This is a genomic window from Streptomyces sp. NPDC048424, from assembly GCF_040651555.1.
GTDB lineage: Bacteria > Actinomycetota > Actinomycetes > Streptomycetales > Streptomycetaceae > Streptomyces.
On record NZ_JBEZKE010000009.1, the window covers coordinates 1 to 26,439 of the forward strand.

The 26,439-nt window shown below is 71.2% G+C and carries 22 protein-coding genes; 6 read left to right on the top strand and 16 right to left on the bottom strand.

Features of this window, described 5'->3' with window-relative positions:
- Nucleotides 1-130: 130 nt before the first annotated feature.
- From AB0D29_RS14980 to AB0D29_RS14990, 3 genes are all read right to left on the bottom strand, one after another.
- Entirely contained in the window at nt 131-1,216 is a 1,086-nt protein-coding gene (locus AB0D29_RS14980; RefSeq protein WP_362854421.1) for a branched-chain amino acid aminotransferase, read from the bottom strand.
- 228 nt (nt 1,217-1,444) lie between these two features.
- Entirely contained in the window at nt 1,445-2,485 is a 1,041-nt protein-coding gene (locus AB0D29_RS14985; RefSeq protein WP_362854423.1) for a 3-isopropylmalate dehydrogenase, read from the bottom strand.
- 78 nt (nt 2,486-2,563) lie between these two features.
- Nucleotides 2,564-2,692, bottom strand: a complete 129-nt coding sequence (locus AB0D29_RS14990; RefSeq protein ID WP_351287615.1) for a hypothetical protein — start codon at nt 2,690-2,692, stop codon at nt 2,564-2,566.
- Between the two features lie 728 nt (nt 2,693-3,420).
- On the opposite strand from AB0D29_RS14990, the gene AB0D29_RS14995 reads away from it, so the two are divergent.
- A complete protein-coding gene (locus AB0D29_RS14995) occupies nt 3,421-5,451 on the top strand; it encodes a phosphocholine-specific phospholipase C (protein WP_362854425.1) in 2,031 nt (676 codons plus the stop codon).
- A gap of 30 nt (nt 5,452-5,481) precedes the next feature.
- Here the strand turns inward: AB0D29_RS14995 and AB0D29_RS15000 are convergent, their stop codons facing one another.
- Together AB0D29_RS15000 and AB0D29_RS15005 are read right to left on the bottom strand one after the other, a co-directional pair.
- Nucleotides 5,482-6,015: a GNAT family N-acetyltransferase gene (locus tag AB0D29_RS15000; RefSeq protein ID WP_362854426.1), complete on the bottom strand. Its 534-nt coding sequence runs from the start codon at nt 6,013-6,015 to the stop codon at nt 5,482-5,484.
- Nucleotides 5,988-6,539, bottom strand: coding sequence for an SMI1/KNR4 family protein (locus AB0D29_RS15005; RefSeq protein ID WP_362854427.1), 552 nt, complete (start codon nt 6,537-6,539; stop codon nt 5,988-5,990). The genes AB0D29_RS15000 and AB0D29_RS15005 overlap by 28 nt, the downstream gene beginning before the upstream one ends.
- Before the next feature lie 109 nt (nt 6,540-6,648).
- Here AB0D29_RS15005 and AB0D29_RS15010 point away from each other — a divergent pair, with 109 nt between their 5' ends.
- The gene (locus AB0D29_RS15010) at nt 6,649-7,350 is read left to right on the top strand and encodes a nitroreductase family protein (RefSeq protein ID WP_362854429.1); all 702 of its coding nucleotides are present in this window, start codon (nt 6,649-6,651) and stop codon (nt 7,348-7,350) included.
- Here AB0D29_RS15010 and AB0D29_RS15015 read toward each other — a convergent pair.
- The 4 genes from AB0D29_RS15015 to AB0D29_RS15030 form a co-directional block, all read right to left on the bottom strand.
- Complete coding sequence (locus AB0D29_RS15015; RefSeq protein ID WP_362854431.1) at nt 7,334-7,549, bottom strand: hypothetical protein; 216 nt, start codon at nt 7,547-7,549, stop codon at nt 7,334-7,336. The two genes, AB0D29_RS15010 and AB0D29_RS15015, sit on opposite strands and share 17 nt — an antisense overlap.
- The gene (locus tag AB0D29_RS15020) at nt 7,549-8,439 is read right to left on the bottom strand and encodes a hypothetical protein (protein WP_362854432.1); all 891 of its coding nucleotides are present in this window, start codon (nt 8,437-8,439) and stop codon (nt 7,549-7,551) included. The genes AB0D29_RS15015 and AB0D29_RS15020 overlap by 1 nt, the downstream gene beginning before the upstream one ends.
- A gap of 253 nt (nt 8,440-8,692) precedes the next feature.
- Entirely contained in the window at nt 8,693-10,324 is a 1,632-nt protein-coding gene (gene pruA / locus AB0D29_RS15025) for an L-glutamate gamma-semialdehyde dehydrogenase (RefSeq protein ID WP_362854433.1), read from the bottom strand.
- A 31-nt stretch (nt 10,325-10,355) separates the two neighbouring features.
- Nucleotides 10,356-11,282, bottom strand: a complete 927-nt coding sequence (locus tag AB0D29_RS15030) for a proline dehydrogenase family protein (RefSeq protein WP_362854435.1) — start codon at nt 11,280-11,282, stop codon at nt 10,356-10,358.
- 160 nt (nt 11,283-11,442) lie between these two features.
- On the opposite strand from AB0D29_RS15030, the gene AB0D29_RS15035 reads away from it, so the two are divergent.
- Both AB0D29_RS15035 and AB0D29_RS15040 read left to right on the top strand, forming a co-directional pair.
- On the top strand, nt 11,443-12,762 hold the full coding sequence (locus AB0D29_RS15035; protein ID WP_362854437.1) for a helix-turn-helix domain-containing protein: 1,320 nt from the start codon (nt 11,443-11,445) through the stop codon (nt 12,760-12,762).
- Nucleotides 12,763-12,921: 159 nt separating this feature from the next.
- Complete coding sequence (locus AB0D29_RS15040; RefSeq protein ID WP_362854694.1) at nt 12,922-13,290, top strand: hypothetical protein; 369 nt, start codon at nt 12,922-12,924, stop codon at nt 13,288-13,290.
- On the opposite strand, the gene AB0D29_RS15045 is transcribed toward AB0D29_RS15040, so the two are convergent.
- Entirely contained in the window at nt 13,223-13,816 is a 594-nt protein-coding gene (locus AB0D29_RS15045) for a TetR/AcrR family transcriptional regulator (RefSeq protein WP_362854438.1), read from the bottom strand. The genes AB0D29_RS15040 and AB0D29_RS15045 overlap by 68 nt on opposite strands.
- 89 nt (nt 13,817-13,905) lie before the next feature.
- On the opposite strand from AB0D29_RS15045, the gene AB0D29_RS15050 reads away from it, so the two are divergent.
- Nucleotides 13,906-15,462, top strand: coding sequence for an MFS transporter (locus AB0D29_RS15050; RefSeq protein ID WP_362854440.1), 1,557 nt, complete (start codon nt 13,906-13,908; stop codon nt 15,460-15,462).
- Nucleotides 15,463-15,528: 66 nt separating this feature from the next.
- Here the strand turns inward: AB0D29_RS15050 and serA are convergent, their stop codons facing one another.
- From serA to AB0D29_RS15080, 6 genes are all read right to left on the bottom strand, one after another.
- The gene (gene serA, locus AB0D29_RS15055) at nt 15,529-17,118 is read right to left on the bottom strand and encodes a phosphoglycerate dehydrogenase (protein WP_362854441.1); all 1,590 of its coding nucleotides are present in this window, start codon (nt 17,116-17,118) and stop codon (nt 15,529-15,531) included.
- Between the two features lie 241 nt (nt 17,119-17,359).
- On the bottom strand, nt 17,360-18,361 hold the full coding sequence (gene ilvC / locus AB0D29_RS15060; protein WP_030708395.1) for a ketol-acid reductoisomerase: 1,002 nt from the start codon (nt 18,359-18,361) through the stop codon (nt 17,360-17,362).
- Nucleotides 18,362-18,489: 128 nt separating this feature from the next.
- Nucleotides 18,490-19,014, bottom strand: a complete 525-nt coding sequence (gene ilvN / locus AB0D29_RS15065; protein ID WP_030010002.1) for an acetolactate synthase small subunit — start codon at nt 19,012-19,014, stop codon at nt 18,490-18,492.
- 31 nt (nt 19,015-19,045) lie between these two features.
- On the bottom strand, nt 19,046-20,932 hold the full coding sequence (locus AB0D29_RS15070; protein WP_362854442.1) for an acetolactate synthase large subunit: 1,887 nt from the start codon (nt 20,930-20,932) through the stop codon (nt 19,046-19,048).
- A gap of 204 nt (nt 20,933-21,136) precedes the next feature.
- Nucleotides 21,137-23,968 carry an EAL domain-containing protein gene (locus AB0D29_RS15075; protein WP_362854444.1) on the bottom strand — a complete coding sequence of 944 codons (2,832 nt, stop codon included), beginning with the start codon at nt 23,966-23,968 and terminating at the stop codon, nt 21,137-21,139.
- Between the two features lie 351 nt (nt 23,969-24,319).
- Nucleotides 24,320-25,267, bottom strand: coding sequence for a 2-hydroxyacid dehydrogenase (locus tag AB0D29_RS15080; RefSeq protein ID WP_362854446.1), 948 nt, complete (start codon nt 25,265-25,267; stop codon nt 24,320-24,322).
- 73 nt (nt 25,268-25,340) lie between these two features.
- On the opposite strand from AB0D29_RS15080, the gene AB0D29_RS15085 reads away from it, so the two are divergent.
- Entirely contained in the window at nt 25,341-26,348 is a 1,008-nt protein-coding gene (locus tag AB0D29_RS15085) for an aldo/keto reductase (protein WP_362854448.1), read from the top strand.
- Nucleotides 26,349-26,439 lie beyond the last annotated feature (91 nt).

A 26,439-nucleotide genomic window follows, 5' to 3' on the forward strand; every position in this document is an offset into this window, starting at 1 on the left:
TGGACCGATGGTCCCAGTCCCCACTGACACCGGGGTGTCAGAGTCCGAGGGCGATGGCCATGCGGGTCATTTCGGCGGTGCTGTTGATGTTGAGCCGGGGCGCGGGCCTGCGTACGTACGGCCGTCGGGACTAGCCCAGCGGGTGCATCCAGCCGTGGGTGTCGGCGCTGTGACCGGTCTGGAGCTCCAGGAGCGCCTTGCGCAGCCGCATCGTGACCTCGCCGGGCTCGCCGTTGCCCTGGGTCCAGTTGGCGCCCTCGGACTTGACGGAGCCGACCGGGGTGATGACGGCGGCGGTGCCGCAGGCGAACACCTCGGTGAGGGTGCCGTTCGCGTTGTCGCGCTGCCAGTCCTCGGTGGTCAGGCGGCCCTCTTCGGCGGTGTAGCCGAGGTCGCGGGCGATGGTGAGAAGGGAGTCGCGGGTGATGCCCGGAAGGAGCGAGCCGGTGAGCTCCGGGGTGACGATGCGGTCGCCGTACACGAAGTACAGGTTCATCCCGCCCATCTCCTCGATCCAGCGGTGCTCGACGGCGTCGAGCCAGACCACCTGGTCGCAGCCGTGGGAGGCCGCCTGCGCCTGCGCGACCAGCGAGGCCGCGTAGTTGCCGCCGGTCTTGGCCGCGCCGGTGCCGCCCTTGACCGCGCGGACGTAGTCCTCGGACAGCCAGACGGAGACGGGCTTGACGCCACCGGGGAAGTACGCGCCGGCGGGCGAGGCGATGACGATGAAGAGGAACTCGTTGGCCGGGCGGACGCCGAGGCCGACCTCGGAGGCGAACATGAACGGCCGCAGGTACAGCGAGGCCTCGCCGGAGTCCGGCACCCAGGCGCGGTCCTGCTTGATGAGGGCGTCGCAGGCCTCGATGAACAGCTCGACGGGCAGCTCCGGCATCGCCATGCGGCGGGCGGAGGCCTGGAAGCGGGCGGCGTTGGCCTCGGGGCGGAAGGTGGCCACGGTGCCGTCGGGCTGACGGTAGGCCTTGAGCCCCTCGAAGATCGTCTGCGCGTAGTGCAGGGTCATGTTCGCCGGGTCGATCGCGAGCGGCGCGTACGGGACCAGCTCGGCATCGTGCCAGCCGCGGCCCTCGGTCCACTTGATCGTCACCATGTGGTCGGTGAAGTGGCGGCCGAAGCCGGGGCTGGCCAGGATCGCCTCGCGCTCCGCATCGGACAGCGGGTTCGAGGAGGGCTTGAGCTCGATCGTGGGCGTCGTCATGAGTGCTTGTCCTTCACCGGTTGTGTATGGCGGACCGCGCTCACGGCGTACTAGGACGTCCGAGCTTCCCCGCATTCCGCGGCCTCGCGTTCGATTATCGCGCGCGAGGGAGCTGCGGAGAAGCGGGGACTGCGGCCCAGGGGAGATGGTGGCACCCGGGGCCGCACAGGAAAAGCCGCCAGGTCCCATTGTGACCCGGCGGCTTCCTTCCTGAGTGGGGCTGCCGGGTCAGCCGGCTACTCGAGCGGCGAGCGCGTCGCCGATCGCGTCGGTGGAGCGGAAGGTGCCGTCGCGCTCCGCCAGGTCGGCGGAGACCGCGTCCTCGATGCGGACGGCCTGGGCGTCGTAGCCGAGGTGGCGCAGCAGGAGGGCGACGGAGAGGATCGTCGCGGTCGGGTCGGCCTTGCCGGTGCCGGCGATGTCCGGGGCCGAGCCGTGGACGGGCTCGAACATGGACGGGAAGGCGCCGGTCGGGTTGATGTTCCCGGAGGCGGCGAGGCCGATTCCGCCGGTCACGGCGGCGGCCAGGTCGGTGAGGATGTCACCGAAGAGGTTGTCCGTGACGATGACGTCGAAGCGGTCGGGCTGGGTGACGAAGAAGATCGTCGCGGCGTCGACGTGCAGGTAGTCGGTGGTGACCTCGGGGTACTCCTGGCCGACCTTGTCGAAGATGTTCTTCCACAGGTGACCGGCGTACACGAGGACGTTGTTCTTGTGGACCAGCGTCAGCTTCTTGCGGGGGCGGGCGTTGGCCCGCTCGTACGCGTCGCGGACCACGCGCTCCACGCCGTACGCGGTGTTGAGGCTGACCTCGGTGGCCACCTCGGCGGGGGTGCCGGTGCGCAGGCTGCCGCCGTTGCCGGTGTACGGGCCCTCGGTGCCCTCGCGGACCACGACGAAGTCGATGTCCGGACGGCCGGCGAGCGGGGTGGCCGTGTTGGGGAACAGCTTCGACGGGCGCAGGTTGATGAAGTGGTCGAAGGCGAAGCGGAGCTTCAGCAGCAGACCGCGCTCCAGCACGCCGGACGGGACCGAGGGGTCGCCGATGGCGCCGAGGAGGATCGCGTCGTGGTGCTTGAGGGCTTCGAGCTCCGCGTCCGGGAGGGTCTCACCGGTGCGGTGCCAGCGCTGCGCGCCGAGATCGTATTGCTTGGTCTCCAGCTTCACATCCTGGGGCAGGACCGCGGTAAGGACCTTGAGTCCCTGAGCCACGACTTCCTGGCCGATGCCATCACCGGGGATCACTGCGAGATTGATGCTGGTCGACATGGCGAAACCGTACTCCCTGTCCCAGCCCTCAGACATATTGCGTCCATCATGTGGACGCAATATGTCTGCGCGGGTGGCTCAGTGGCCGGTCGATCCGCCGTTGTCACGGCGGTCGAGGGCGCGCTGGAGGGCGGCGGCGGCGTTCTTGCGGTCGGCGGCCGAGGCGGAGGTGTGGCGGACGCGACGGACGGCGGTGGTTGCGGTCATGGTGATCGACTCCTTGAGATCACGGCGTGGCGGGGCCACGGATGAGGGGTTCCTTCAAGGCGCCGGAAGAGGCGGGGAGCAGTGCGCCGCAGGGGTTGCCTGCCAGGGGCGCGCGCTCTCGACCGCCATTCGCCGGATCGGCGAGACGTTCGGCTCCTACAAAGCTAGGGCAGGTCTCGCTGTATGTCTCGGCAATTACTCGGACTTCCTACTATCTGAGACGCGGAACCCCCCGGAAGGCCCCGCGGAGCGGGTCCACTTGAGGCCTTCCAGGAGCACGATTCCCCAGGTCAGAGGCCTGCCGGAGAGGGAAGACCCCGCTTCCGGTGCCGTGACGTATCCCACCCTCCGCACCGGCCTCCGCACCCGCCCCACGGGGCCGGACGAGTGGTCCGCGGGACCTCTCCGGCCTCCGCGGCGAGATCCGCCGCGCCGTCCGGTACGGCGACGGCCGGACCGGCTCACCCGGCGACCGTCACCGCACCCGGAAGTGGCATTGGTTCGCTTTCACACCAATCCACCGGACGAGCCGGAGCACGTGACGGAGGCCCCGGACACCTGATCCACGGGGACATTCCAGGCAAGAGGCCCGCGCTGACCGCCGATCGATTCCAGCCACCCGGAAGTTCACCGAACTCTTACCGCACGGATGTAGACCTTTGAACCGACCCCCGTCACTCTTTCCGTCAATGTGCCAGCGGGGCACGTGAGTGGGAGGCGAGGGGCCAGTGACACCGATCAGCCGCAGAGGTTTCGTGGGAATCGGCGCCGGGCTGATGGCGGGGGCCGCCCTGCCCGCGGCCCTGCCGACGACGGCTGCCGCGGCCGCCGCGACCGGCACCATCACCGACGTGAAGCACGTGGTGATCCTCATGCAGGAGAACCGCAGCTTCGACCACTACTTCGGCAGGCTGAAGGGCGTCCGCGGATTCGGCGACCGCGCCGCCGGCAACATCCCGGGCGGCTGGGGCATGTTCAACCAGCCCAACTGGGGCGGCCGCCAGTACCCGTGGAAGCTCAGCTCCACCCCGCCGGCCGGCGGCGTCGACGGCGAGACCCTGGCCCAGTGCAACGGCGACCTCCCGCACAGCTGGAGCTCACAGCACGCGGCCTGGAACAAGGGCCGGATGGACAACTGGGTCACCGGCGTGGGCAACACCCGCACCCTCGGGTACCTGGACCGGGGGGACATCCCGTTCCACTACGGCCTCGCCGACAACTACACGATCTGCGACGCCTACTTCTGCTCCACCCTCAGCGCCACCGGCCCCAACCGCACCTTCCTGTGGAGCGGCAAGGTCGACGCCTCCAGCAAGGACGGCGGCGACGAGTCCGGGCTGACCTGGGAGACGTACGCGGAGGCCCTCCAGCGGGCCGGCATGAGCTGGAAGGTCTACCAGAACGCCCAGGACAACTACGGGGACAATGGTCTCGCCTACTTCAAGAAGTTCACGGACGCGGCCCCCGGCAACCCGCTGTGGGACCGGGGCATGGGCTCGGTCCCCAAGGTCACCGGCTCCACCCCGGACGACATCGCGGCCGCGATCCGCGCCGACGTCGTCGCGGGCACCCTCCCCCAGGTGTCCTGGGTCGTCGCCAACGAGGCCTTCTCGGAGCACCCGTACGCCCCGCCCGGCGACGGCGCGCACTTCGTCGACCTGGTCTACCGCGCCCTGGCCGCGAACCCGGAGGTCTTCGACTCCACCGTCCTCTTCCTCAACTACGACGAGAACGACGGCTTCTTCGACCACGTGCCCCCGCCCATCGCCCCGCCCGGCACCCCCGGCGAATACCTGGACGGCATCCCGATCGGGCTCGGCTTCCGCGTCCCGATGATCGTGATGTCCCCGTGGACCCGGGGCGGCTGGGTGAGCTCGGAGGTCTTCGACCACACCTCCGTCCTGCGGTTCATGGAGCAGTGGACGGCCGCCCTCGGCACCCCGGCCACCTGCCCGAACATCAGCGCGTGGCGCCGCAAGGTGGTCGGCGACCTGACCGGCGTCTTCGACTTCGCGCACCCGGTCTACGGGGTGCCGGCCGGCCTCCCGTCGACCGCCAAGGTCATCGGCCAGTCGACCTGCGGCCCGCTGCCCAACCCTGCGCCGCAGGACAACGCCCTCCCCGCGCAGGAGCCCGGCACCCGCCCGGCGCGGGCCCTTCCGTACCAGGTGAACGGGAACCTGGACCGCTTCGAGTTCGGGGCGGCCGGCAAGATCCTCGCCTGGTTCTCGATGACCAACCAGGGCGCGGAGGCGAAGCGGCCGGCGCACTTCTCCATCCACCCGCACCAGCACCGGGACACGGCGGCCTGGCAGTACACGGTCGACCCGGGCGCCACCGGCAGCGACTACTTCAACATCGGCCTCGGCAGCGGCTCCGGCAAGTACGACATCTCGATGTACGGGCCGAACCGCTTCCTGCGGCGCTTCATCGGCGACGCCTCGAAGGCGGGCAAGGACATCGAGGTGGCGGCCCGCTTCGCGATCGAGCCGGGGACCGGCAAGACGGCGGTCTACTTCAAGATGACGAACTCCTCCGCCTCCCCCGTCACCTTCACGATCCGCTCGAACGCCTACCGCACGGACGGCCCCTGGACCTACACCGTCCCGGCGAACTCCTCGCGCGAGGACTACTTCAACGCCGTGGCCTACAGCAACGGCTGGTACGACTTCACGATCCTGGCCGACTCCGACGGCACCTGGTCGCGCCGCTACACGGGCCACATCGAGTCCGGGGCACCGAGCATCTCGGGCTCGTGACCCCTGCCGGCCGGACGACCTGGGCCGTCTCTAGAGCACGTCCCCGTCCCGCCAGTCGAAGTCGAGCCGCCCGGCCGGGTCCAGCCGGATCCCGCCGGGCGGCACCCACACGTACGTGGAGCCCTCCTCCTCGGGGAGGGGGACCGGCCCGTCGGGCGACAGCGCCCCGACCCGGCCCGGCCACACCGACCAGCCACGGCCGAGGTAGAGCCCGGCGCCCTCCTCCGACGCCGACAGCGCGCCCAGCACGTACGCCCGCGCGACGATCCGTTCGAGCTCGGCCATGACCTGCCCGCCGAGGCCCCGCCGCCGCGAGCCGGCCCGTACGGCGACGGCCTCCACGTACCCGGTCCGCAGGGCACGCCCGCCGTGCACGACCCGGCGCTGCACCACACTGCCGTGCGATACGAGCAGGCCGCCCCCGTCCCGGACCAGCACGTGCATCCCGCCGAGGGCGTGCTCGAAGTCCTCCTCGCCGAAGTCCCCCTCGAAGGCCTCGTCGAGCAGGGCCCGCACCTCGCGGAGCTCCTCGCCGGTCAGCCCGGCGGTGTGCGAGACGTGCACGTCCCTCCCTTCTCCAGCCAGTCGGTGTACCAGGTGCGGAAGTCCGGGCTCTCGGGCAGGCAGGTCCCGAAGTCCTGGTCCAGGTGCCAGACCTGACCGGCCAGCGGCCCGTTGAGGATCAGCCGCGAGTACGTGCCGCACCCCTGTTCGGCCAGCATGAGCGTGCCCAGGGTCAGCCCCTCGCGCTCGTCGAACCTCCGGTTCAGGTCGAACGGACGGGGTTCCCGGATCGGGCAGGGCGCCGCCAGCCGGCCCGGGCGGCGGTCGTCCTCCCACTCCCCGTCCACCGCCCAGTCGTCGTCGGCCTCGGGGCGCGGGGTGACCAGCGGCATCAGCCCGTATTCGGGGCCCGCGGGGCCGTCGCCGACCGTCGTGACGAACGTCCGGTACTCCTCCGGCAGCCGGATGCCGTGCTCCACCTCGAAGGCCCGGACCTCCGCCTCCGGGAGCGGCGCGCGCAGCTCGTACCGGAGGATCTTCGTACGCAGCCGCGCCCGTACGGCCTCCGCATCCCAGTCGCTCATCCCGCGACCGTACCAAGCACGGCATTGCGGACGCCGTCCGCCGTCGGCCGGCCGGAATCGACCGACGCGGCCCTGGCGGTCTGGACCATTGCCTCGGCAGACTCGCCGCATGTCGCCCGATACCCAGCAGTGGACCCCGATCCACGGCCAGCCGTACCGTCCCGCCCCCTACCGCCCCGCGCGGATGCCGCAGGAGGAATCCCTCGCGCGCGCCGCCGAGTTGCGGGCCCGGATGGACGAGCGGCGGACCGTACGCCACTTCTCCCCCGACCCGGTACCGGAGCAGGTCGTCCGGGACGCCATCGCCTGCGCGGCGACCGCCCCCTCCGGGGCGCACCAGCAGCCGTGGACCTTCGTCCTGGTCAAGGACCCGGCCGTACGGCAGCAGATCCGCGCGGCCGCCGAGCAGGAAGAGCAGCTGTCCTACGACGGCCGCCTCGGCGACGAGTGGCTCGCCGCCCTGCGCCCGCTCGGCACCGACTCCGTGAAGACCCACCTCACCGACGCCCCGGCGCTGATCGTGGTCTTCCAGCAGCGCTACTGGCTCGGCCCGGACGGCACGAAGCGCAAGCACTACTACGTGGACGAGTCGGTCGGCATCGCGGTCGGCATGCTCCTGTCCGCCCTCCACCTGTCGGGCCTCGCCGCACTGATCCACACCCCGAGCCCGATGCGCTTCCTGAGCCACGTCCTGAACCGCCCGGAGAACGAGAAGGCCTTCGCCGTCATCCCGGTGGGCTACCCGGCGGACGACTGCGAGGTCCCCGACCTGGTCCGCAAATCCCTGCCCCAGGTCATCGTGGAGGTGTGACGACCTCCCCGGCGGGCGGCTCCGGGGCCGGCCCGGACTGCCCGCCGCCCAGCGCTTCGGCGAGCCGCATCCCGATCCGCACCCGGTCCTGCGGCGTGCCCGCGTCCATGGCCGCCCGCACCTGCCGCAGGATCAGCCAGTCCCGCGCCACCTTGGCCACGCCGAGCACGGCCGCCGTCACGATCGCCGCGGTCAGCATCAGCGCACCCCCGCTTCCGCGGTGGCCGCGTAGCAGGGGCCGCGCCGCAGGGTGATGAAGGCCCCGCCCATCGCGATCTCGCCGGGGAACCACGGCTGGTCCCGCAGCCGCGCGGCGATCCGGCCCGGCGGCTGCGCCAGCCCGCTCCGGCGCAGCCTTCGTTCGAGTTCGTCCCGTTCCACGGCGCAGCACCACTCGACGACCAGGTCCCCGCCCCCGTGGGTGTACACGTTCGCCGATCCGTGCGCGGCCCCGGCCGCTCCCAGCAGCCGCGGCCGCCTCAGGAGCCTGCTGTTCAGCCAGTCCTGGGCCGCGGCCGATCCGGGATCGGCCCCCGCGCCGGCGCGCTCCCGCAGGTCCGCCGCCTCGTCGGGGTGCAGGCGGTGGCGGTTGCTCCGCCACAGTTGCGTCAGCCCGTCACCGTGCTCCGGCAGCGCCGGGCGCCAGTCCGGGTCGGGGTGCACCAGATGGACGGCGGCCCGGCTGCGCAGGTGGATCAGCACCCAGCTCCGGCCCGCCGGGACGACGCGCAACCCCGGCACCCCGCGCAGGCCGCCGTACGGCTCGTCGATGCGCGGCAGCAGCGTGGCGAGGACCCGGTCGGCCATGTCCGGGTGCAGCCCGAGCGCGAGACCGGTCCGGGCGGGCCGGGCGGAGGTGAAGCCGAGCAGGGCGCCGTCGCGGAGCTCGCTCTCCCGGAGTCCGTCGGCGAGCTCGGCCACCATGAGCGACTCGAGGAGGCGCTGTCCCCCGTCGTCGGCGTCCGGGACCGGTTGGCGGTAGTCGATCAGCCCCGCTTCGGCCCAGCCGAGGCAGGTGCGGTGCGGCTGCCCGGTGGCTGCGCGGCACAGGGACGCGGCACGGTGGTGGTTGTCTGTGCGCCTGGACATACGTCTCCCCGGGCGCCGGTCCCGGTACGGGCGCGTAGAGGTTGCGTATCTCCCAGCGGTCTGTCCCACCCCGTACGGGAACTCGTCAGAGCCCTTGGCTCCCCCGGGTCACCGGGCCCGGGTAGTGGAGCTGGTCGCCGTACACGACAACTCCATCCAGGCTAGCAGGAGTTGGAGGTCTGCGAAATGGAAACCGCCCCCGCTCCGGACTTGGGGGTACCGGAGCGGGGGCGGGGTTCAGCGGGGCTGGGGATCAGCCCATGTGGGGGTAGCCGTACTCGGTCGGCGCGACCAGGGTCTCCTTGATGGAGCGGGTGGAGGTCCAGCGCTGCAGGTTGGTCGCCGCGCCCGCCTTGTCGTTGGTGCCCGAGGCGCGACCGCCGCCGAAGGGCTGCTGGCCGACCACGGCGCCGGTGGACTTGTCGTTGATGTAGAAGTTGCCCGCCGCGAAGCGGAGCTTCTCCATCGCGTCCGCGGCCGCGTAACGGTCCGCCGCGATGATCGAGCCGGTCAGGGCGTACGCCGAGACGGACTCCATCTGCGCCAGCATCGCGTCGAAGTCGGCGTCCTCGTAGACGTGGATCGCAAGGATCGGGCCGAAGTACTCGGTCGTGAAGACCTCGTTCTCCGGGTCGGTGCACGCGATGACGGTCGGGCGGACGAAGTAGCCCTCCGAGTCGTCGTAGGTGCCGCCGGCGACGATCTCGCAGGTCGGGTCGGCGATGGCGCGGTCGATCGCGGCCTTGTTCTTGGCGAACGAACGCTCGTCGATGACGGCGCCGATGAAGTTGGTCAGGTCGCGGACGTCACCCATGGCGATGCCGTCGACCTCGGCCGCGAAGGCCTCCTTGAAGCCGTCGTTCCAGATCGAGGCCGGCACGTAGGCGCGCGAGGACGCCGAGCACTTCTGGCCCTGGAACTCGAAGGAGCCGCGGGTCAGGGCGGTCTTCAGGACGGCGCGGTCCGCGGACGGGTGCGCGACGACGAAGTCCTTGCCGCCGGTCTCGCCGACCAGGCGCGGGTAGGACTTGTACTTCTCGATGTTGTTGCCGACCGTCTTCCACAGGTACTGGAAGGTCTTGGTCGAGCCGGTGAAGTGGATGCCGGCCAGCTCGGGGTGGTTCAGGGCCACCTCGGAGACCGCGATGCCGTCACCGGTGACGAGGTTGATGACGCCCTTGGGCAGGCCGGCCTCCTCCAGGAGCTCCATCAGGAGGACCGCGGAGTGGGTCTGCGTCGGGGACGGCTTCCACAGGACCACGTTGCCCATCAGGGCCGGGGCGGTCGGCAGGTTGCCGGCGATGGCCGTGAAGTTGAACGGCGTGATCGCGTAGACGAAGCCCTCGAGCGGGCGGTGGTCGCTGCGGTTCCACACGCCGGCGGAGTTCGCGACCGGCTGCTCGGCCAGGATCTGGCGGGCGAAGTGGACGTTGAAGCGCCAGAAGTCGACGAGCTCGCACGGGGTGTCGATCTCGGCCTGCTGCGCGGTCTTCGACTGGCCCAGCATGGTCGAGGCGGCGAGCTTCTCGCGCCACGGGCCGGACAGCAGCTCGGCGGCGCGCAGGATGATCGCGGCGCGGTCGTCGAAGGACATCGAGCGCCAGGCCGGGGCGGCGGCGAGGGCGGCGTCGATGGCCTCCTGCGCGTCGCCCTGGGTGGCGTTGGCGAAGGTGCCGAGCACCGACTTGTGGTCGTGCGGCTGGACCACGTCGAAACGCTCGCCGCCGCCCATCCGCTTGACGCCGTTGATCGTCATCGGGAGGTCGATCGGGTTCTCGGACAGCTGCTTGAGCTGTGCTTCGAGCCGCGCGCGCTCCGGGGTACCGGGGGCGTACGAGTGGACCGGCTCGTTGACCGGCGCGGGGACCTGGGTCACAGCATCCATGGGGCTGGTAACTCCTTGACCTAGTTCTTGGCTAGTTCTTGGTGATCATCGAGCGGAGGAAGAACAGCAGGTTGGCCGGCTTCTCCGCGAGGCGGCGCATGAAGTAGCCGTACCAGTCCGTCCCGTACGCGGTGTAGACCCGCATCCGGTGGCCCTCGGCGGCGAGCCGCAGGTGCTCTTCGCTGCGGATGCCGTACAGCATCTGGAACTCGTACTCGTCCAGCTTGCGCCCGGCCTGCCGGGCCAGTTCCTGGCCGATGGCAATCAGCCGCGGGTCGTGGGACCCGATCATCGGGTAGCCCTCGCCGTCCATCAGGATCTTCATGATCCGGACGTACGCCTTGTCGATCTCCGCCTTGTCCTGGTACGCGACCTCGGCGGGCTCCTTGTAGGCGCCCTTGACGATCCGGACGCGGCTGCCGGCGGCGGCCAGGCGCCGGGCGTCGGCCTCGGTGCGGAAGAGGTACGCCTGGATCACGCAGCCGGTCTGCGGGAAGTCCCGGCGCAGCTCCTCGTGGATGGCGAACATCGAGTCGAGGGTGGTGTGGTCCTCGGCGTCGAGCGTCACGGTGGTGCCGATGGCGGCCGCGGCCTCGACGACCGGGCGGACGTTGGCCAGCGCGAGCTCGTGGCCGCCCTCCAGCGCCTGGCCGAACATCGACAGCTTCACGGACATCTCGGCCTTCTCGCCGAGGCCGAGCTCCGCGAGGCGCTCGATGAGCTGGAGGTAGGCGTCCCGGGCGGCGTAGGACTGCTCCACCTCGGTGATGTCCTCGCCCACGACGTCGAGGGTCACCTCAAGCCCGGCCTGAGTGAGCTCCTCGACGATCGGGATGACCTGGTCGACCGTCTCGCCGGGGATGAACCGATTCACCACGGGCTTGGTCACCGGGGCGGCAGAGACGATACGACGCATCTTGTCGCTGCGCGAAGCGGCGAGGATCACGGGACCCAGCACGGGGGCACCTCCAGCGGGTGGCAGAAGAAAAGCGCAAGTAAAACCACCGTGAAACCTAAGGATCGCTTTGATCCTCTGCCATCGACAGCTGTCACGCATCCGTGTCCCGGATCTCATACATCTGTCTGAAGAGCCGGTCCCGGGGTGGGAGAATGTCCGGGTGAAGGGCGATTACCAGGACCTGGTGGACGAGATCTCGGCGCTGCTCGGCGCCCCGGCGACCCTGGAGAACCGGGACTTCCGCCTCATCGCCTTCGGCGCGCACGACAGCGATGACGATCTGGCCATGGACCCGGTACGGACCCGCTCGATCCTGACGCGGCAGTCGACGGCGGCCGTCCGGTCCTGGTTCGAGGGCTTCGGCATCGCCCGCGCCACCGGACCCGTCCGGATCCCGGCGGCGCCGGACGCCGGGGTGTACCGGGGGCGGATCTGCCTTCCGGTCCGGTTCCGGGGCATCGTCCAGGGCTACGTATGGCTCCTCGACCAGGAGCCCGGCACGCCCGGCCCCGATCCGGCGGCCCTGGCCGCGGCCATGGAGGTGGCCCAGCGGATCGGGGTGCTGCTCGCCGAGGAGGCGAAGGCGGGGGCGGACCTGTCGAGGGAGTTCCAGGCGGTGCTCACCGCGGGGCGCGGCTGGCAGCAGGACATGGCGGTGGCCGCGCTGCGGGCCGCCCTCGGCCCGGGCGGGGACGGGCTGCACGCGGCGGTCTGCGTGGCGCCGTGGTCCGGGGAGGCTCCGGCGTCGGTACCGGGCGCGGCGGCCGTGTGCCTCGTACCGCGGCGGGGCGGGGGCGGGGACGAAGCGGGGGCGGCGGGCGACCTGGCCCTGGCGGTCCTGCTCCGGCTGCGCTCGACGGACGCGCTGACCCCGGCCCTGACCGCGGTGGCCCGGCTGCTGCCGCGCACGGCGGAACCGGCGCGGACGGCCGGAGCGGGCGGCTCTGCCACAGCGGCCGCGGCGGGTGCAACGGGCGGCGGCGCGGGCGGAACGGCCAAGGCGGCCGGGTCGACCGCGGCGGCCAAGGCCAAGGCCGCGCCCACGCCCACGGCCGCCCCCGCCCGCCGGATCACCGCGGGCGTCGCCGACCCCGTGCGGGGCCTCGCGGAGCTGCCCGCCGCCTGGGAGCAGGCCGTGGCGGCGGCCCGGGCGGCCGTCGCGCAGCCCCGGCTCGGACCGGTGGCCCAGTGGTCGGCGATCGGCCCGTACCGGCTGCTCGCGACCCTCTCCGCCGACCCGGTGGACGATCCGGCGGCGCGCGCCCTGCTGACCCCGGCCCACCGCGAACTCGCCCGCACCGCCGAGGTGTTCCTCGACTGCGCCGGCCAGGCGGGCCGCGCGGCGGCGGCCCTCGGCATCCACCGCCAGACCCTCTACTACCGCCTCGCCCGGGTGGAACAGCTGACCGGCCTCGACCTGGACGAGGGCGAGGACCGCCTGCTGCTCCACATGGCCCTGAAGGCCGCCCGCCTGACGTAGGGGACGTCCGAGGAGCCCGGTGAAGGCGATTGTCCAGGACCGGTACGGCTCCCCCGGCGTACTGGAGTTGCGGGAGATCGGCAGGCCGGCGGCGGGGACCACGAGGTGCTCGTACGGGTCGTCCGCGCGGCCGCGGTCAACGCCCGCGACGGGCACCTCATGCGGGGCGACCCGTACCTGGCACGCCTCGTGCTCGGGTTCGGCGGGCCGAAGGTGAGGGTCCGGGGCACGGGCTTCGCGGGCGTGGTGGAGGCCGTGGGCAAGGACGTGACCCGACTGCGTCCCGGCGACGAGGTGTTCGGCGAGGCCGAAGGCGCCTTCGCCGAGCGAGCGGACCAGGTCCGCGTTCCGCACGCGCCGGTCACCTCCGCGCCGAACGCCTCGGCGATCCGAACGGCGAACGTTCCCACCCCGCCTGACGCGCCGTTGACGCGGGCGGCCGGGGTGGCCGTCGCTCCGCCTACTCCCCGGCCTCGGGGTCCCGTGGGCGGATCATCGCCTCGGCGGCCCGGCGCATGCCCTCGGTGAACTCCTCCGCCGTGGCCGCCGACTCCGGGTCGAACAGCCACTGGATCATCAGGCCGTTCAGCAGCGCCTGGTAGAAGGTGCCCAGCGTGCGCACGTCCCGGTCGTCGAGCTGGTCCTCGGGGGTCCCGGTCAGCATGGAGATGAGGCCGCGGCGCCCCTCGGCCTGCGAGGCCGCGAGCATGGCGCGCAACTCCGGCCGCTGGTCCCCGCCGAGCGCCACCTCCAGGCTGGCCGCCCAGACCGGACCCGACGTGTCGTGCTGGGCCAGGACGCCCTCCCAGAGCGCGCGGAACCGCTCCAGCGAGCCGCCCTCACCGTCCAGGCCGGCCTGGAAGACGGCGCCCCAGTCCTCCATCAGACCGATGAAGGCCTGGGCGAGCAGGGCGTCCTTCGAGCCGTAGTGGTAGCCGATGGACGCCAGGTTGGTCCCCGAGGCGCTGACGACGTCGCGCGCGGTCGTGCGCACGAACCCCTTCTCGACCAGGCACTTCTTGGCGCCTTCGAGCAGATCTTCGCGATGTCCCATGGCCACACCGTAGCAAGACAACCGTCTGGGACAACAGTTCTAGACACTCGTCATAGACAAACGTTTAAGACGTCTGTACATTCCTGCTCATGACAACTCCCGCCGCCACAGCGCGACTTGCCGGCCGCCGCGAATGGACCGCCTTCACCGTCCTCCTGCTGCCCCTCCTCCTGGTGTCGATGGACGTCTCCGTCCTCTACTTCGCCATCCCGGCCATCACCGACCAGCTCGCCCCGAGCGCCACCCAGCAGCTCTGGATCTTCGACAGCTACGCCTTCGCCCTCTCCGGGCTGCTGATCACGATGGGCTCGCTCGGGGACCGGATCGGCCGCCGCAAACTGCTGCTGATCGGCGCGACCGCCTTCGGCCTCGCCTCGGTCGGCGCCGGCTACGCCACCAGCGCCGAGATGCTCATCGCCTGCCGCGTCCTGCTCGGCATCGGCGGCGCGACCCTGATGCCGTCCACCCTGGCCCTCGTACGGAACCTCTTCCAGGACGACAAGCAGCGCGGCAAGGCAATCGCCATCTGGTCCGGGGCCATGACCGGCGGCATCGCCCTCGGCTCGGTGCTCAGCGGTGTGATGCTGAACCACTTCTGGTGGGGCTCGGTCTTCCTCATCAACGTGCCGGCGATGCTGCTCCTGCTGCTCCTCGTCCCGGTCCTGGTCCCGGAGTTCAAGGACCCGGCCCCCGGCCGCTTCGACCTGCTGAGCGTCCCGCTGTCCATGGCCGCGGTGCTGCCCGTCGTCTACGGGCTCAAGGAGATCGCCGCCGAGGGCTTCGAGCCGCTCTACCTGGGCTGCCTCGCCGTCGGCCTGGCCTTCGCCCACGTCTTCGTCCGCCGCCAGCGCACCCGCGACGACGCCATGATCCCCCGGGCCCTCTTCCAGGGCCGCGGCTTCGGGGCGGGCATCGCGCTGAACACCCTCTCCGCCTTCGCCGTGATGGGCTCGGCCTACTTCACCACCCAGTACCTCCAGTCGGTGCTCGGCATGGGCACCCTGGAAGCGGCCCTGTGGAGCCTCGCCCCCTCGGTCGTCATCGGCGCCGCGGCCCCCGTCTCCGCCGCCCTCGCCCAGAAGGTGGACCGGGGTTACGTCATCGCCGGCGGGTTCGTCCTCGCCGCCGCCGGGTTCATCCTGTTCAGCCTCGTGGGCACCGACTCCCTGTGGCTGGTCCTGACCGGCGCCGGGGTGCTCTCCTCGGGCGTCGTCGCCGTGATGTCGCTGGTCTCCGACATGGCGCTCGCCGCGGCCCCCGCCGAGAAGGCCGGATCCGCCGCCTCCCTGCTGGAGACCGGAACGGAGTTCGGCGGCGCCCTGGGCATGGCGGTCCTCGGCAGCCTGGGCACCGCGGTCTACCGCAGCGACCTGGCGGGCTCCGAGCCCGCCGTGCGGGAGACCCTCGGCGGGGCCGTGGCCACCGCCCACCGGATCGGCGGGGAGGCGGGCGAGCAGGTCCTGGCCCTGGCCCGGGAGGCCTTCGTCCACGGGATGCAGTACGCGGCCTGGGGCGGCGCGGCCCTGCTGCTCGGGGCGGCCGTGCTCGCCGCGGCTCTGATGCGGGGCATGGAGACCCCGGCCCCGGCCGAGGCGCAGCAGGCCGAGGCGGAGCAGGACGACGCGCCGGTGCCGACGTACAACTGATCGGGACGGCGCGGAACGCGAAAGGGCCCGGGGGAATCCCCCGGGCCCTTCGTCGTGTCACACGGGTCAGCCGAGGCTGACCGTACGCGCCGAGACGGCGCCGATCTCGGCGGAGATGTCCGTGAGGACGTTCGCCGGCACCTCGGCGTCGACGGTGAGGACGGCGAGCGCCTCGCCGTGCGCCTCCGCACGGGCGACCTGCATGCCCGCGATGTTCAGACCGGCCTCGCCGAGGACGCGGCCGACGGTGCCGACCACGCCGGGGCGGTCGGTGTAGCGCAGCACGACCATGTAGTCGGCGAGCGCCAGGTCCACGTCGTACTCGCCGATGCCGACGATCTTCTGCAGGTGCTTCGGACCCGCGAGCGTGCCGGAGACCGAGACCTCCTGACCGTCCGACAGGGTGCCGCGGACGGTCACCACGTTGCGGTGGTCCGGGGACTCCGAGCTGGTGGTCAGGCGCACCTCGACCCCGCGCTCCTGTGCGAACAGGGGGGCGTTGACGTAGGAGACCGTCTCGTCGACGACGTCCTCGAAGACACCCTTGAGCGCGGAGAGTTCGAGCACCTTGACGTCGTGCTGGGTGATCTCGCCGCAGACCTCGACGTCGAGGCGGACCGCGACCTCGCCCGCGAGGGCGGTGAAGATGCGGCCGAGCTTCTCGGCGAGCGGCAGGCCGGGACGGACGTCCTCGGCGATGACGCCGCCCTGGACGTTGACCGCGTCCGGCACGAGCTCACCGGCGAGGGCCAGGCGCACCGACTTGGCGACCGAGACACCGGCCTTCTCCTGGGCCTCGTCCGTGGACGCGCCGAGGTGCGGGGTGCAGACGACCTGGTCGAGCTCGAAGAGCGGGGAGTCCGTGCAGGGCTCCTTCGCGTACACGTCGAGGCCGGCGCCGGCGACGCGGCCCTCCTTGATGGCCGAGTACAGCGCGGCCTCGTCCACGATCCCGCCGCGGGCGGCGTTGACGATGCGGACGGAGGGCTTCACCTTGTGCAGGGCCTCGTCCCCGATGAGACCGAGGGTCTCGGGGGTCTTGGGCAGGTGCACGGTGATGAAGTCGGCGACCTCGAGGAGCTCGTCCAGCGTCAGCATCTTGACGCCCATCTGGGCGGCGCGCGCGGGCTGCACGTAGGGGTCGTACGCGACGATCTTCATGCCGAAGGCCGACATGCGCTGCGCGACCAGGACGCCGATGCGGCCGAGGCCGACGACGCCGAGCGTCTTCTCGCTGAGCTCGACACCCGTGTACTTGTTCCGCTTCCACTCGCCGTTCTTCAGGGCGGTGTTGGCCTGCGGGATGTTGCGCGCGGTGGCGACGAGCAGACCACAGGCCAGCTCGGCGGCCGTCACGATGTTCGAGGTCGGGGCGTTGACGACCATCACGCCGGCCTTGGTGGCGGCGGCGACGTCGACGTTGTCCAGACCGACGCCGGCGCGCGCGACGACCTTCAGCTTCTTGGCGACGGAGATGGCCTCGGCGTCGACCTTGGTGGCCGAGCGGACGAGGATCGCGTCGACGTCGACGATCGCGGGCAGCAGCTCCGCGCGGTCGGCACCGTTGACGTGCCGGATCTCGAAGTCCGGACCGAGCGCGTCCACCGTGGCGGGCGACAGCTCTTCGGCGATGAGTACGACAGGTTTCGAGCTCACGTGGGTCATCCTCACAAGTCCAGTGCGGACGGCCGTCCCGACGGCCGCAGGCGGTGGAGGGGGTAGCCGCGTGGAAGACGCACGACACTGTGGGCCTGACGCGTATGTGTTGAGCAGTGTAGTGGCGCTGACGGACCGGATTTCCGCCTGTACGGAAGGATCACCCTTCCGGGGTTGGCCGTGTTGGACAAGCGACGCGCGGCGGGGCCGGGACACACCGTCCCGGCCCCGCCGTCCACGATCAGCTCTCGTCGCTGTCGACCCAGCTCATCAGCTTGCGCAGCTTCTTGCCGGTGGTCTCCAGCAGGTGCGCCTCGTCGGCCTTCTTGTACTCGTTGTACTTCGGCAGACCGGCCTTGTACTCGGCCATCCAGGTGTTGGCGAACTCGCCGCTCTGGATCTCCGCGAGGACCTGCTTCATCTCGGCCTTGGTGGCGTCCGTGATGATGCGCGGGCCCGTGATGTAGTCGCCCCACTCGGCGGTCTCGGAGACCGACCAGCGCATCTTCTCCAGGCCGCCCTCGTACATGAGGTCGACGATGAGCTTCAGCTCGTGCAGGCACTCGAAGTACGCGATCTCCGGCTGGTAGCCGGCCTCGGTCAGGGTCTCGAAACCGGCCTTGACCAGGGCGGAGGCGCCACCGCAGAGGACGGCCTGCTCACCGAACAGGTCGGTCTCGGTCTCCTCGGTGAAGGTGGTCTTGATGACGCCGGCGCGGGTGCCGCCGATGCCGGCCGCGTACGAGAGCGCCAGGTCGAAGGCCTTGCCGGTGGCGTCCTGCTCGACGGCGGCGATGCAGGGAACGCCGCGACCCTCCTCGTACTGACGGCGGACCAGGTGGCCGGGGCCCTTCGGGGCGACCAGGGCGACGTCGACGTTGGTGGGGGGCTTGATGAAGCCGTACCGGACGTTGAAGCCGTGGCCGAAGAAGAGCGCGTCGCCCTCCTTGAGGTGGTCCTTGATGGACTCCTCGTAGATCTCGGCCTGCAGCGGGTCCGGGGTCAGGATCATGATGACGTTCGCCCACTCGGCGGCCTCGGCCACGGGGACGACCTTCAGGCCCTGCTCCTCGGCCTTGGCCTTGGACTTCGAGCCCTCCTTCAGGCCGACGACGACGTCGACGCCGGAGTCACGGAGCGACAGCGCGTGGGCGTGGCCCTGGCTGCCGTAACCGATGACCGCGACCTTGCGGCCCTGGATGATGGACAGGTCGGCGTCGTTCTCGTAGAACAGCTCGGCCACTGGGATATCTCCTTGGTGCGCTGGTGTTGCTCCCACCGTACGGCGGGGAACGGAATCTGAGTTTCTCGGTCTCGCTATGCGAGCTGAGCGTGTCTGGAGCGGCTTGGGTGGCCGCTGCGCCGGGCGGGTCAGGCGCTGCGGTCGAGCGCGCGCAGACTGCGGTCCGTGATGGACCGTCCGCCACGCCCTATGGCGATCGTGCCGGACTGCACGAGTTCCTTGATGCCGAAGGGTTCCAGCATCTTGAGCATCGCGCCGAGCTTGTCGGAACCGCCGGTGGCCTCGATGGTGACGGCCTCCGGGGAGACGTCGACCGTCTTGGCGCGGAACAGCTGGACGATCTCGACGATCTGCGAACGGGTCTCGTTGTCGGCGCGGACCTTCACCAGGACGAGTTCACGCTCGATCGCGTTGTGGGACTCCAGCTCGACGATCTTGAGCACGTTGACCAGCTTGTTCAGCTGCTTGGTCACCTGCTCCAGCGGGAGGTCCTCGACGTTCACGACGATGGTGATGCGGGAGATGTCGGGGTGCTCGGTGACGCCCACCGCGAGGGAGTCGATGTTGAACCCGCGGCGGGAGAACAGGGCGGCGATCCGGGCGAGGATGCCGGGCGTGTTCTCGACCAGGACGGAGAGCGTGTGCTTGGACATGTGGGGCGTTCTCTCTCTCGGCTCTCTCGGCTCAGTCGTCTTCGTTGTCGCCGAAGTCGGGACGGACGCCCCGGGCTGCCATGACCTCGTCGTTGGAGGTGCCGGCGGCGACCATCGGCCACACCATGGCGTCCTCGTGGACGATGAAGTCGATCACGACGGTACGGTCGTTGATCGCGTTGGCCTCGGCGATGACCTTGTCCAGGTCGGCCGGGTCCTCGCAGCGCAGCGCCACGCAGCCCATGGCCTCCGAGAGCTTGACGAAGTCCGGGACGCGCGTGCCCTTGCGGGGCGCGATGGACTCGCCGAGCTGGGAGCCGACGGTGTCGTGGCCGGTCTCGTCGGCGTGCAGGACGGTGTTGGAGTACCGCTGGTTGTAGAACAGGGTCTGCCACTGGCGGACCATGCCCAGCGCACCGTTGTTGATGATCGCGACCTTGATCGGGATGTTGTTCAGGGCGCAGGTGACCAGCTCCTGATTGGTCATCTGGAAGCAGCCGTCGCCGTCGATCGCCCAGACCGTGCGCTCGGGCATGCCGACCTTGGCGCCCATCGCGGCCGGGACCGCGTAGCCCATCGTTCCGGCGCCGCCGGAGTTCAGCCAGGTGCGGGGCTCCTCGTACTTGACGAAGTGCGAGGCCCACATCTGGTGCTGGCCGACGCCGGCCGCGAAGATCGTGCTCTTCGGCGCGAGCGCGCCGATCCGCTCGATGACCTGCTGGGGCGAGAGGCTGCCGTCGGTGGGCAGGTCGTAGCCGAGCGGGTACGTCTCGCGCCAGCGGCTGAGGTCGTTCCACCAGGCGGTGTAGTCCCCGGCGTTGCCCTCGGTGTGCTCGGCCTGGACGGCCTGGATCAGGTCGGCGATGACCTCGCGGGCGTCACCGACGATCGGGACGTCGACCGCGCGGTTCTTGCCGATCTCGGCCGGGTCGATGTCCGCGTGGATGATCTTGGCGAAGGGGGCGAAGCTGTCCAGCTTGCCGGTGACGCGGTCGTCGAAGCGGGTGCCGAGGGCGATCAGCAGGTCCGACTTCTGCAGCGCGGTGACGCCGGTGACGCTGCCGTGCATGCCCGGCATGCCGACGTGCAGCGGGTGGCTGTCGGGGAAGGAGCCCAGCGCCATCAGGGTGGTACAGACCGGGACCCCGGTCAGCTCGGCGAGGACCTTCAGCTCGGCGGTCGCGCCGGACTTCATGACGCCGCCGCCGACGTACAGCACCGGGCGCTTGGCCTGGCAGATGAGCTTGGCGGCCTCGCGGATCTGCTTGGCGTGCGGCTTGGTGACCGGCCGGTAGCCGGGGAGGTCCTGGGCGGGCGGCCACGAGAAGGTGGTCTTCGCCTGCAGGGCGTCCTTGGCGATGTCGACCAGGACCGGGCCGGGGCGGCCGGTGGAGGCGATGTGGAAGGCCTCGGCGATCGTCCGCGGGATGTCCTCGGCCTTGGTGACCAGGAAGTTGTGCTTGGTGATCGGCATCGTGATGCCGACGATGTCCGCTTCCTGGAAGGCGTCGGTGCCGATCGCCTTGGACGAGACCTGGCCGGTGATGGCGACCAGCGGGACCGAGTCCATGTGCGCGTCGGCGATCGGGGTGACCAGGTTGGTGGCGCCGGGGCCGGAGGTGGCCATGCAGACGCCGACCTTGCCGGTGGCCTGCGCGTAGCCGGTGGCGGCGTGACCCGCCCCCTGCTCGTGGCGGACCAGGATGTGACGGACCTTCTTGGAGTCCATCATCGGGTCGTACGCGGGGAGGATGGCGCCGCCCGGAATCCCGAAGACGGTGTCGCACCCCACCTCTTCGAGAGAGCGGATGAGGGACTGCGCACCCGTGACGTGCTCAACTGCGGCGGACTGCTGTCCGCCGGAACGGGGCCGCGGCTGCGGATGGTGGGCCCCGGTGGCCTGCTCGGTCATCGGCATTCTCTTCTCGAAGCTGAGGGTTTTACGCGGATTCGACTCTGTGCCAGTGCAACAAAAAACCCCTCGTGCCAGGAGGCAAGCGAGGGGAGCGCGTCGGGGGTGTTGAGCGGGGACATGCAGGTCCCAGCTTCAGCCGACGCGCTTTCCAAGTACGAGAATTCGGGTGCGCATGGCACTGACCCTCCCTCTGGCGGGAGGGTGATGTCAAGTAGGTGGGACGGGCGTCTCATTATGTGAGCCTCTGCGGATGGCCATCGAGCCGCCGGGGGAGCCGCCGGCCAGAGCCGGCTGGGCCGCTCCGCCCGGTACTGGGAACGTACCGCGCACCAGCGCACGCCGCAGCCTGTACTCGTCGAGGGGGCCGGAAAAGGCCATTCCCTGACCGTGCGTGCACCCCATCGCGCGCAGGGCCATCACCTGCTCGGGGAGGTCGACCCCGTCGGCCACCGAGCGCATGCCCAGGTCGTTTGCGATCCGCAAGAGACCGGCGGTGATCTTGTGCAGGCGGGCCGACTCGACCACCCCCTCCACCAGGCCCCGGTCCAGCTTGAGCATGTCCACGGGGAGCCGGCGCAGGGCGCTGATGGCCGCGTAGCCGCTGCCGAAGCCGTCCAGGGAGATACCCACCCCGAGGCGGTGCAGAGCCGTCAGGCGGCGCTCGAGGTCGTCGAAGGGCACTCTGGGGTCGGATACGGCGAGCTCCAGCACCAGGGCTCCGGAGGGCAGGCCGTGCCGGGTCAGGAGGGCCTCCACGGAGCCGAGCGGCATGGCGCGGTCCAGGAGCCGCTGGGCGGTCATCCGCACGGCCACCGGCACGTCGTGCCCGGCCCGGTGCCGGTCCGCGGCCTGCTCGACGGCCTCCTCCAGCAGCCAGCGGCCCAGCTCGGCGGTGCGCGAGGCGTCGGGGCCCGCCGTGCCGGAGCCGCCGGATCCGCCCGCACCGCCCTCGCTGTACTCGGCGACGCGGAGGAACTCGGCCGGGGTGAAGAGGATCCCCTGGGCGGAGCGCCAGCGGGCCTGCGCGGCGACGGCCGCGACCTCGCCGGTGGCCAGCGAGACCACGGGCTGGTGCAGCAGCGCGAACTCCCCCTCGTGCAGCGCGGTCCGCAGCCGGCCGGCGAGCTCGGCCTTCCGCACGACCTCGGCCTGCATCTGGGGGGCGTACATCTCGACGCGGTCCTTGCCGCCCGCCTTGGCCCGGTACATCGCGAGATCCGCGTTGCGCATCAGGTCCGAAGGGGTGATGCCGGGGTCGGCGAAGGCCACGCCGATGCTGGCGGCCACCCGTACCTCGCTGCCGCCGATCCGGTACGACTGGGAGAGGGTGGTGCGCAGCCGGTCGGCGATCTCGCGCACCTGGTACTCGCGTGCGCTGCGGTCGCGGTTGCCGTCGCCCAGGATCAGCGCGGCGAACTCGTCGCCGCCGAGCCGGGCCGCGGTGTCCCCGGCGCGGACGGAGTCCTGGAGCCTGCGCGCGGCCTCGATGAGCAGCTCGTCGCCGGCCTGGTGGCCGATGGTGTCGTTGACCGCTTTGAAGCCGTCGAGGTCGATGAAGAGCACGGCGGTGCTGTGGTCGCCCGCGCGCCGGCCGGTCAGGGCCTGGCGCACCCGCCGGGTGAAGAGGGCGCGGTTGGGCAGGTCGGTCAGCGGATCGTGCTCGGCGCTGTGCTGGAGCTGGGCCTGGAGGCGGACCCGCTCGGTGACGTCCCGGCTGTTGAGGATGAGCCCGCCCTGGTGGCGGTTGACGGTGGACTCCACGTTGAGCCATTCGCCGCCGCCCGACTTGAAGCGGCACTCGATGCGGGTGGTGGGCTCCTCGGTCGGTGGTGCGGCGAGGAAGCGGCGTACCTCGTGGACCACCCGGCCGAGGTCGTCCGGGTGGATGAGCGTGGCGAGCTCGGTGCCGACCAGCTCCTCGGCCTCGCGGCCGTAGACCCCGGCGGCGGCGGGGCTGACGTAGCGCAGGGTCCCGGTGGGCGCGGCGATCATGATGACGTCGCTGGAGCCCTGGACCAGGGAGCGGAAGTGGTTCTCCTTCTGGGCCAGTTCCTGGGTGAGCGCGATGTTGTCGAGGAGCATGATGCCCTGCCGGATGACGAGGGCGAGCACGACCGTGCAGCCGGTGAAGACGACCATCCTGTCGACCTTCCGGCCGTCCACGACGTTGTAGAGGATGCCGAGGGTGCACACGGCGGCCGCGAGGTACGGGGTGAGGGCGGGCAGCGAGCCGGTGATCGGACGGCTGTGCGGCCGCTCCCCGCGCGGGTGCCCGGCCGGCTCCGGGCCCGGGTGGATGCGCCGGGCGCCCCAGGGGGCGTACGCGAGCAGGAGCGAGCCGGCGAACCAGCCGGCGTCGAGCAGCTGTCCGGACTGGTACTCGGCGCTCAGCAGGGGCGAGGTGAACAGTGCGTCGCTGAGCACGGTCAGGGCCAGCGCCGCGATGGCGGTGTTGACGGCGGAGCGGTTGCTCTCGCTCCGCCGGAAGTGCAGGACCAGGACCATCGAGACGAGCGCGATGTCCAGGAGCGGATAGGCGAGGGAGAGCGCGGCGCGCGGGACGCTGCCGGGGGCGCCGGACTGGGCGGTCCGCGCCGCATGGGCCAGGGCCAGGCTCCAGGACAGGGTGAGCAGGGAGCCGCCGATGAGCCAGGAGTCGAGCCCGAGGCAGACCCAGCCGGCGCGGGTGACCGGGCGTTTGGCGAGGACGAGCAGGCCCACGATGGCGGGCGGGGCGAAGCAGAGGAAGGCGAAGTCGGCGAGCGAGGGCTTGGGCACCTCCTGGCCGAGGACCACCTCGTACCAGCCCCAGACCGCGTTGCCACCGGCGCCCATGAGGGAGGAGAAGGCGAAGAGCAGCCAGGCGGGGCGTTCACGGCTGTCGATGGCGCGCGCGTAGGTGTAGCAGGAGACGGCGGCGAGTAAGCCGGCCGCGCTCAGTCCGAAGTCGCCCATGATCTCGGCGACTTCCTCCGAGCCCCAGTTGAGGGCGGCGCCGACGGCGTACCCGCCGCTGACCACCGCGAGGAGCAGCTGCATCGCCAGACCCCTGCCTCCGCCCGGGGCGGCTGGCCGGTTCAGGAGCGCCGCCCCCGGGGCACTCACCGGTCCCCCTCGCTGGCTGGTTCCGGTGCAGCCCAGTCTCGGCAGCGCCGCCTCCGGCGGCTGTGCCGCGTCGGATCCTTCGTCCATTGGCCGTGCATCGCCCGTCGCCCCCCAAAGTGTCCGATCACTCCCCAGCGCCAGACGTTCGTGGCGCAGCCCCTTGTTCCGGACGATACACCACTTTCGTCACTCAGGGACATAGTCCCTCTACTCTCAGTTACCGATCGGGGAGTCGTGCCCACGGTGCGCGTCCGGGTGAATGCGGAGCGTGTGCGACGACGTGGGTCATTCGGTGATCAGTACCGTGTGCTCCAAGGGGTCTCCGGCGGCGAACCGGCCGAGCTGGCGGGCCAGCAGGCGCTTGGCCCGTGGCTCGAACGCCGTGCTGCTGCCGCCGACATGAGGCGTGATCAGGACATTCGGAGCATGCCAGAGCGGGTGGCCGGCGGGCAGCGGTTCCGGGTCGGTGACGTCGAGCGCCGCGCGCAGCCGGCCCGATTCGACCTCCGCGAGCAGGGACTTGGTGTCGACGACGGGGCCGCGGGACACGTTCACCAGCAGGGCGCCGTCCTTCATGCGGCTCAGGAATTCGGCGCCCGCCAGGCCCCGGGTGGCGTCCGTCAGCGGCGTCACGAGGATCACCACGTCGGCCTGCGGCAGGAGGCCGGGCAGGTCGGCGAGGGCGTGCACGGGCCCGCGCCCGGTGGTCCGCGCCGTCCGGGCCACGCGCGCGACCGGGCCGCATTCGAACGGTACGAGCCGGTCCTCGATGGCCGAGCCGATCGATCCGTAGCCGATGATCAGAACGGACTTGTCCGCGAGTGCGTCGTAGAAGCCGGAGTGCCACTCCTCACGGTCCTGTCCGCGGACCATGCCGGGGATGCCGCGCAGGGAGGCGAGGGTCAGCGCGAGGGCGAGCTCGGCGGTGCTGGCCGTGTGGACCCCTGCGGCGTTGCACAGCCGGACGCCGGGGCGCAGGTCGCCGAGGCGGCCCAGCACGTCGTCGATGCCGGCGGTCAGGGTCTGGACGACGCGGACCGCGGTCATCGCGGCGAGCGGCCGCACGGTGACCTCGGCGGGCTTCATGTAGGGGGCCACGTAGAACACGCAGTCGGCGGGATCGGCCGGGTAGGTGTCCTCGCCGTCCCACAGGCGGTACCGGAAGGAGTCGGGAAGGCCGGCGACCTCCTCGGCGGGGAAGGGGAGCCAGACGTCCTGGGGCGTAGCAGTCATGATCACGAGGCTATGCCAAGCCGTCTTGATCAAGCCGTTATTTTGGTGGCCGGAGCGTGAGGGGGACCCAGGGGTGGAGCGCAGGTCGATCGGGGCGGGGGCGCTGACCGTGGGCGCCGTCGGCCTCGGCTGTATGCCGATGAGCTGGGCGTACGCGCCTTCGCGGCGGCGGGGGCCGGAGTCGCTGGCGGCCGTGCACGCGGCGCTGGACCTGGGGTCGAACCTGCTGGACACGGCCGATGTGTACGGGCCGTTCACGAACGAGCTGCTGCTGGGGCGGGTGCTGCAGGAACGGCGCTCCGAGGCGTTCGTCTCGGCCAAGGTGGGTCTGCGGGCGGGTGACCAGCACGTGGTCGCCGACGGGCGGCCCGGCTATATGCGGCGGGCCTGCGACGCCTCGCTGCGGCGACTGCGGACCGATGTCATAGACCTCTACCAGCTGCACCGGGTGGATCCGGAGGTGCCCGTGGAGGAGACCTGGGGCGCCATGGCGGAGCTGGTGGGTGCGGGGAAGGTGCGCGCCCTCGGTTACTGCGCGCTGGGTGCCGGGGCCGGGCCGGGGGCGGGGCGCAGTGGGGACCGCAAGTACCGGACGACGCTGCGGCACCTGGAGCGGCTGCAGCAGGTGTTCCCGGTGAGCGCGGTGCAGGCGGAGCTGTCGGTGTGGTCGCCGGAGGCGGCGTGGCAGCTGCTGCCGTGGTGTGCGGCGCGGGGTGTGGGCTTCCTGGCGGCGATGCCGCTGGGCAGCGGGTTCCTCACCGGGACGCTCACCCCGGGTGAGGGCTTCGAGCCGCAGGACGTGCGGGCCCGGCATCCGCGGTTCACGGCGGAGGCGATGGCGTCGAACCAGGTGCTGGTGTCGGGGCTGCGACGGGTGGCGCGGCGGCACGGGGCCGAGGTCACGGCGGCGCAGGTGGCCCTGGCGTGGGTGCTGGCGCAGGGACCGCAGGTGGTGCCGGTGCCGGGGGCCGACCGGGCGCACTGGGCGGCGGAGAACGCGCGGGCGGCGGAGGTGCGGCTCTCCGCCGGGGACCTGGCCGAGATCGCGGCCCTGCCGGTCGAGGTGGGAGCCTGGGACTGAGCGACTACCACTCGATCGAGTGTACGAGTGGTGGAACTTCGGGAACTGCCGCCGGTGTTGAGACGGGTGAAGGGCACGATCGGAGGACCGG

Bases quoted from the DNA above. Each gene is read 5' to 3' on its own strand.
- AB0D29_RS14980 (WP_362854421.1), bottom strand. From the start codon at position 1,216: ATGACGACGCCCACGATCGAGCTCAAGCCCTCCTCGAACCCGCTGTCC.
- AB0D29_RS15050 (WP_362854440.1), top strand. From the start codon at position 13,906: ATGACAACTCCCGCCGCCACAGCGCGACTTGCCGGCCGCCGCGAATGG.
- AB0D29_RS14990 (WP_351287615.1), bottom strand. From the start codon at position 2,692: ATGACCGCAACCACCGCCGTCCGTCGCGTCCGCCACACCTCCGCCTCG.
- AB0D29_RS15015 (WP_362854431.1), bottom strand. From the start codon at position 7,549: ATGCTGACCGCGGCGATCGTGACGGCGGCCGTGCTCGGCGTGGCCAAG.
- AB0D29_RS15045 (WP_362854438.1), bottom strand. From the start codon at position 13,816: ATGGGACATCGCGAAGATCTGCTCGAAGGCGCCAAGAAGTGCCTGGTC.
- AB0D29_RS15010 (WP_362854429.1), top strand. From the start codon at position 6,649: ATGTCGCCCGATACCCAGCAGTGGACCCCGATCCACGGCCAGCCGTAC.
- AB0D29_RS15005 (WP_362854427.1), bottom strand. From the start codon at position 6,539: ATGAGCGACTGGGATGCGGAGGCCGTACGGGCGCGGCTGCGTACGAAG.
- AB0D29_RS15020 (WP_362854432.1), bottom strand. From the start codon at position 8,439: ATGTCCAGGCGCACAGACAACCACCACCGTGCCGCGTCCCTGTGCCGC.
- AB0D29_RS15080 (WP_362854446.1), bottom strand. From the start codon at position 25,267: ATGACTGCTACGCCCCAGGACGTCTGGCTCCCCTTCCCCGCCGAGGAG.
- AB0D29_RS14985 (WP_362854423.1), bottom strand. From the start codon at position 2,485: ATGTCGACCAGCATCAATCTCGCAGTGATCCCCGGTGATGGCATCGGC.
- pruA (WP_362854433.1), bottom strand. From the start codon at position 10,324: ATGGATGCTGTGACCCAGGTCCCCGCGCCGGTCAACGAGCCGGTCCAC.
- AB0D29_RS15040 (WP_362854694.1), top strand. From the start codon at position 12,922: ATGCGGGGCGACCCGTACCTGGCACGCCTCGTGCTCGGGTTCGGCGGG.
- ilvN (WP_030010002.1), bottom strand. From the start codon at position 19,014: ATGTCCAAGCACACGCTCTCCGTCCTGGTCGAGAACACGCCCGGCATC.
- AB0D29_RS15075 (WP_362854444.1), bottom strand. From the start codon at position 23,968: ATGCAGCTGCTCCTCGCGGTGGTCAGCGGCGGGTACGCCGTCGGCGCC.
- AB0D29_RS15070 (WP_362854442.1), bottom strand. From the start codon at position 20,932: ATGCCGATGACCGAGCAGGCCACCGGGGCCCACCATCCGCAGCCGCGG.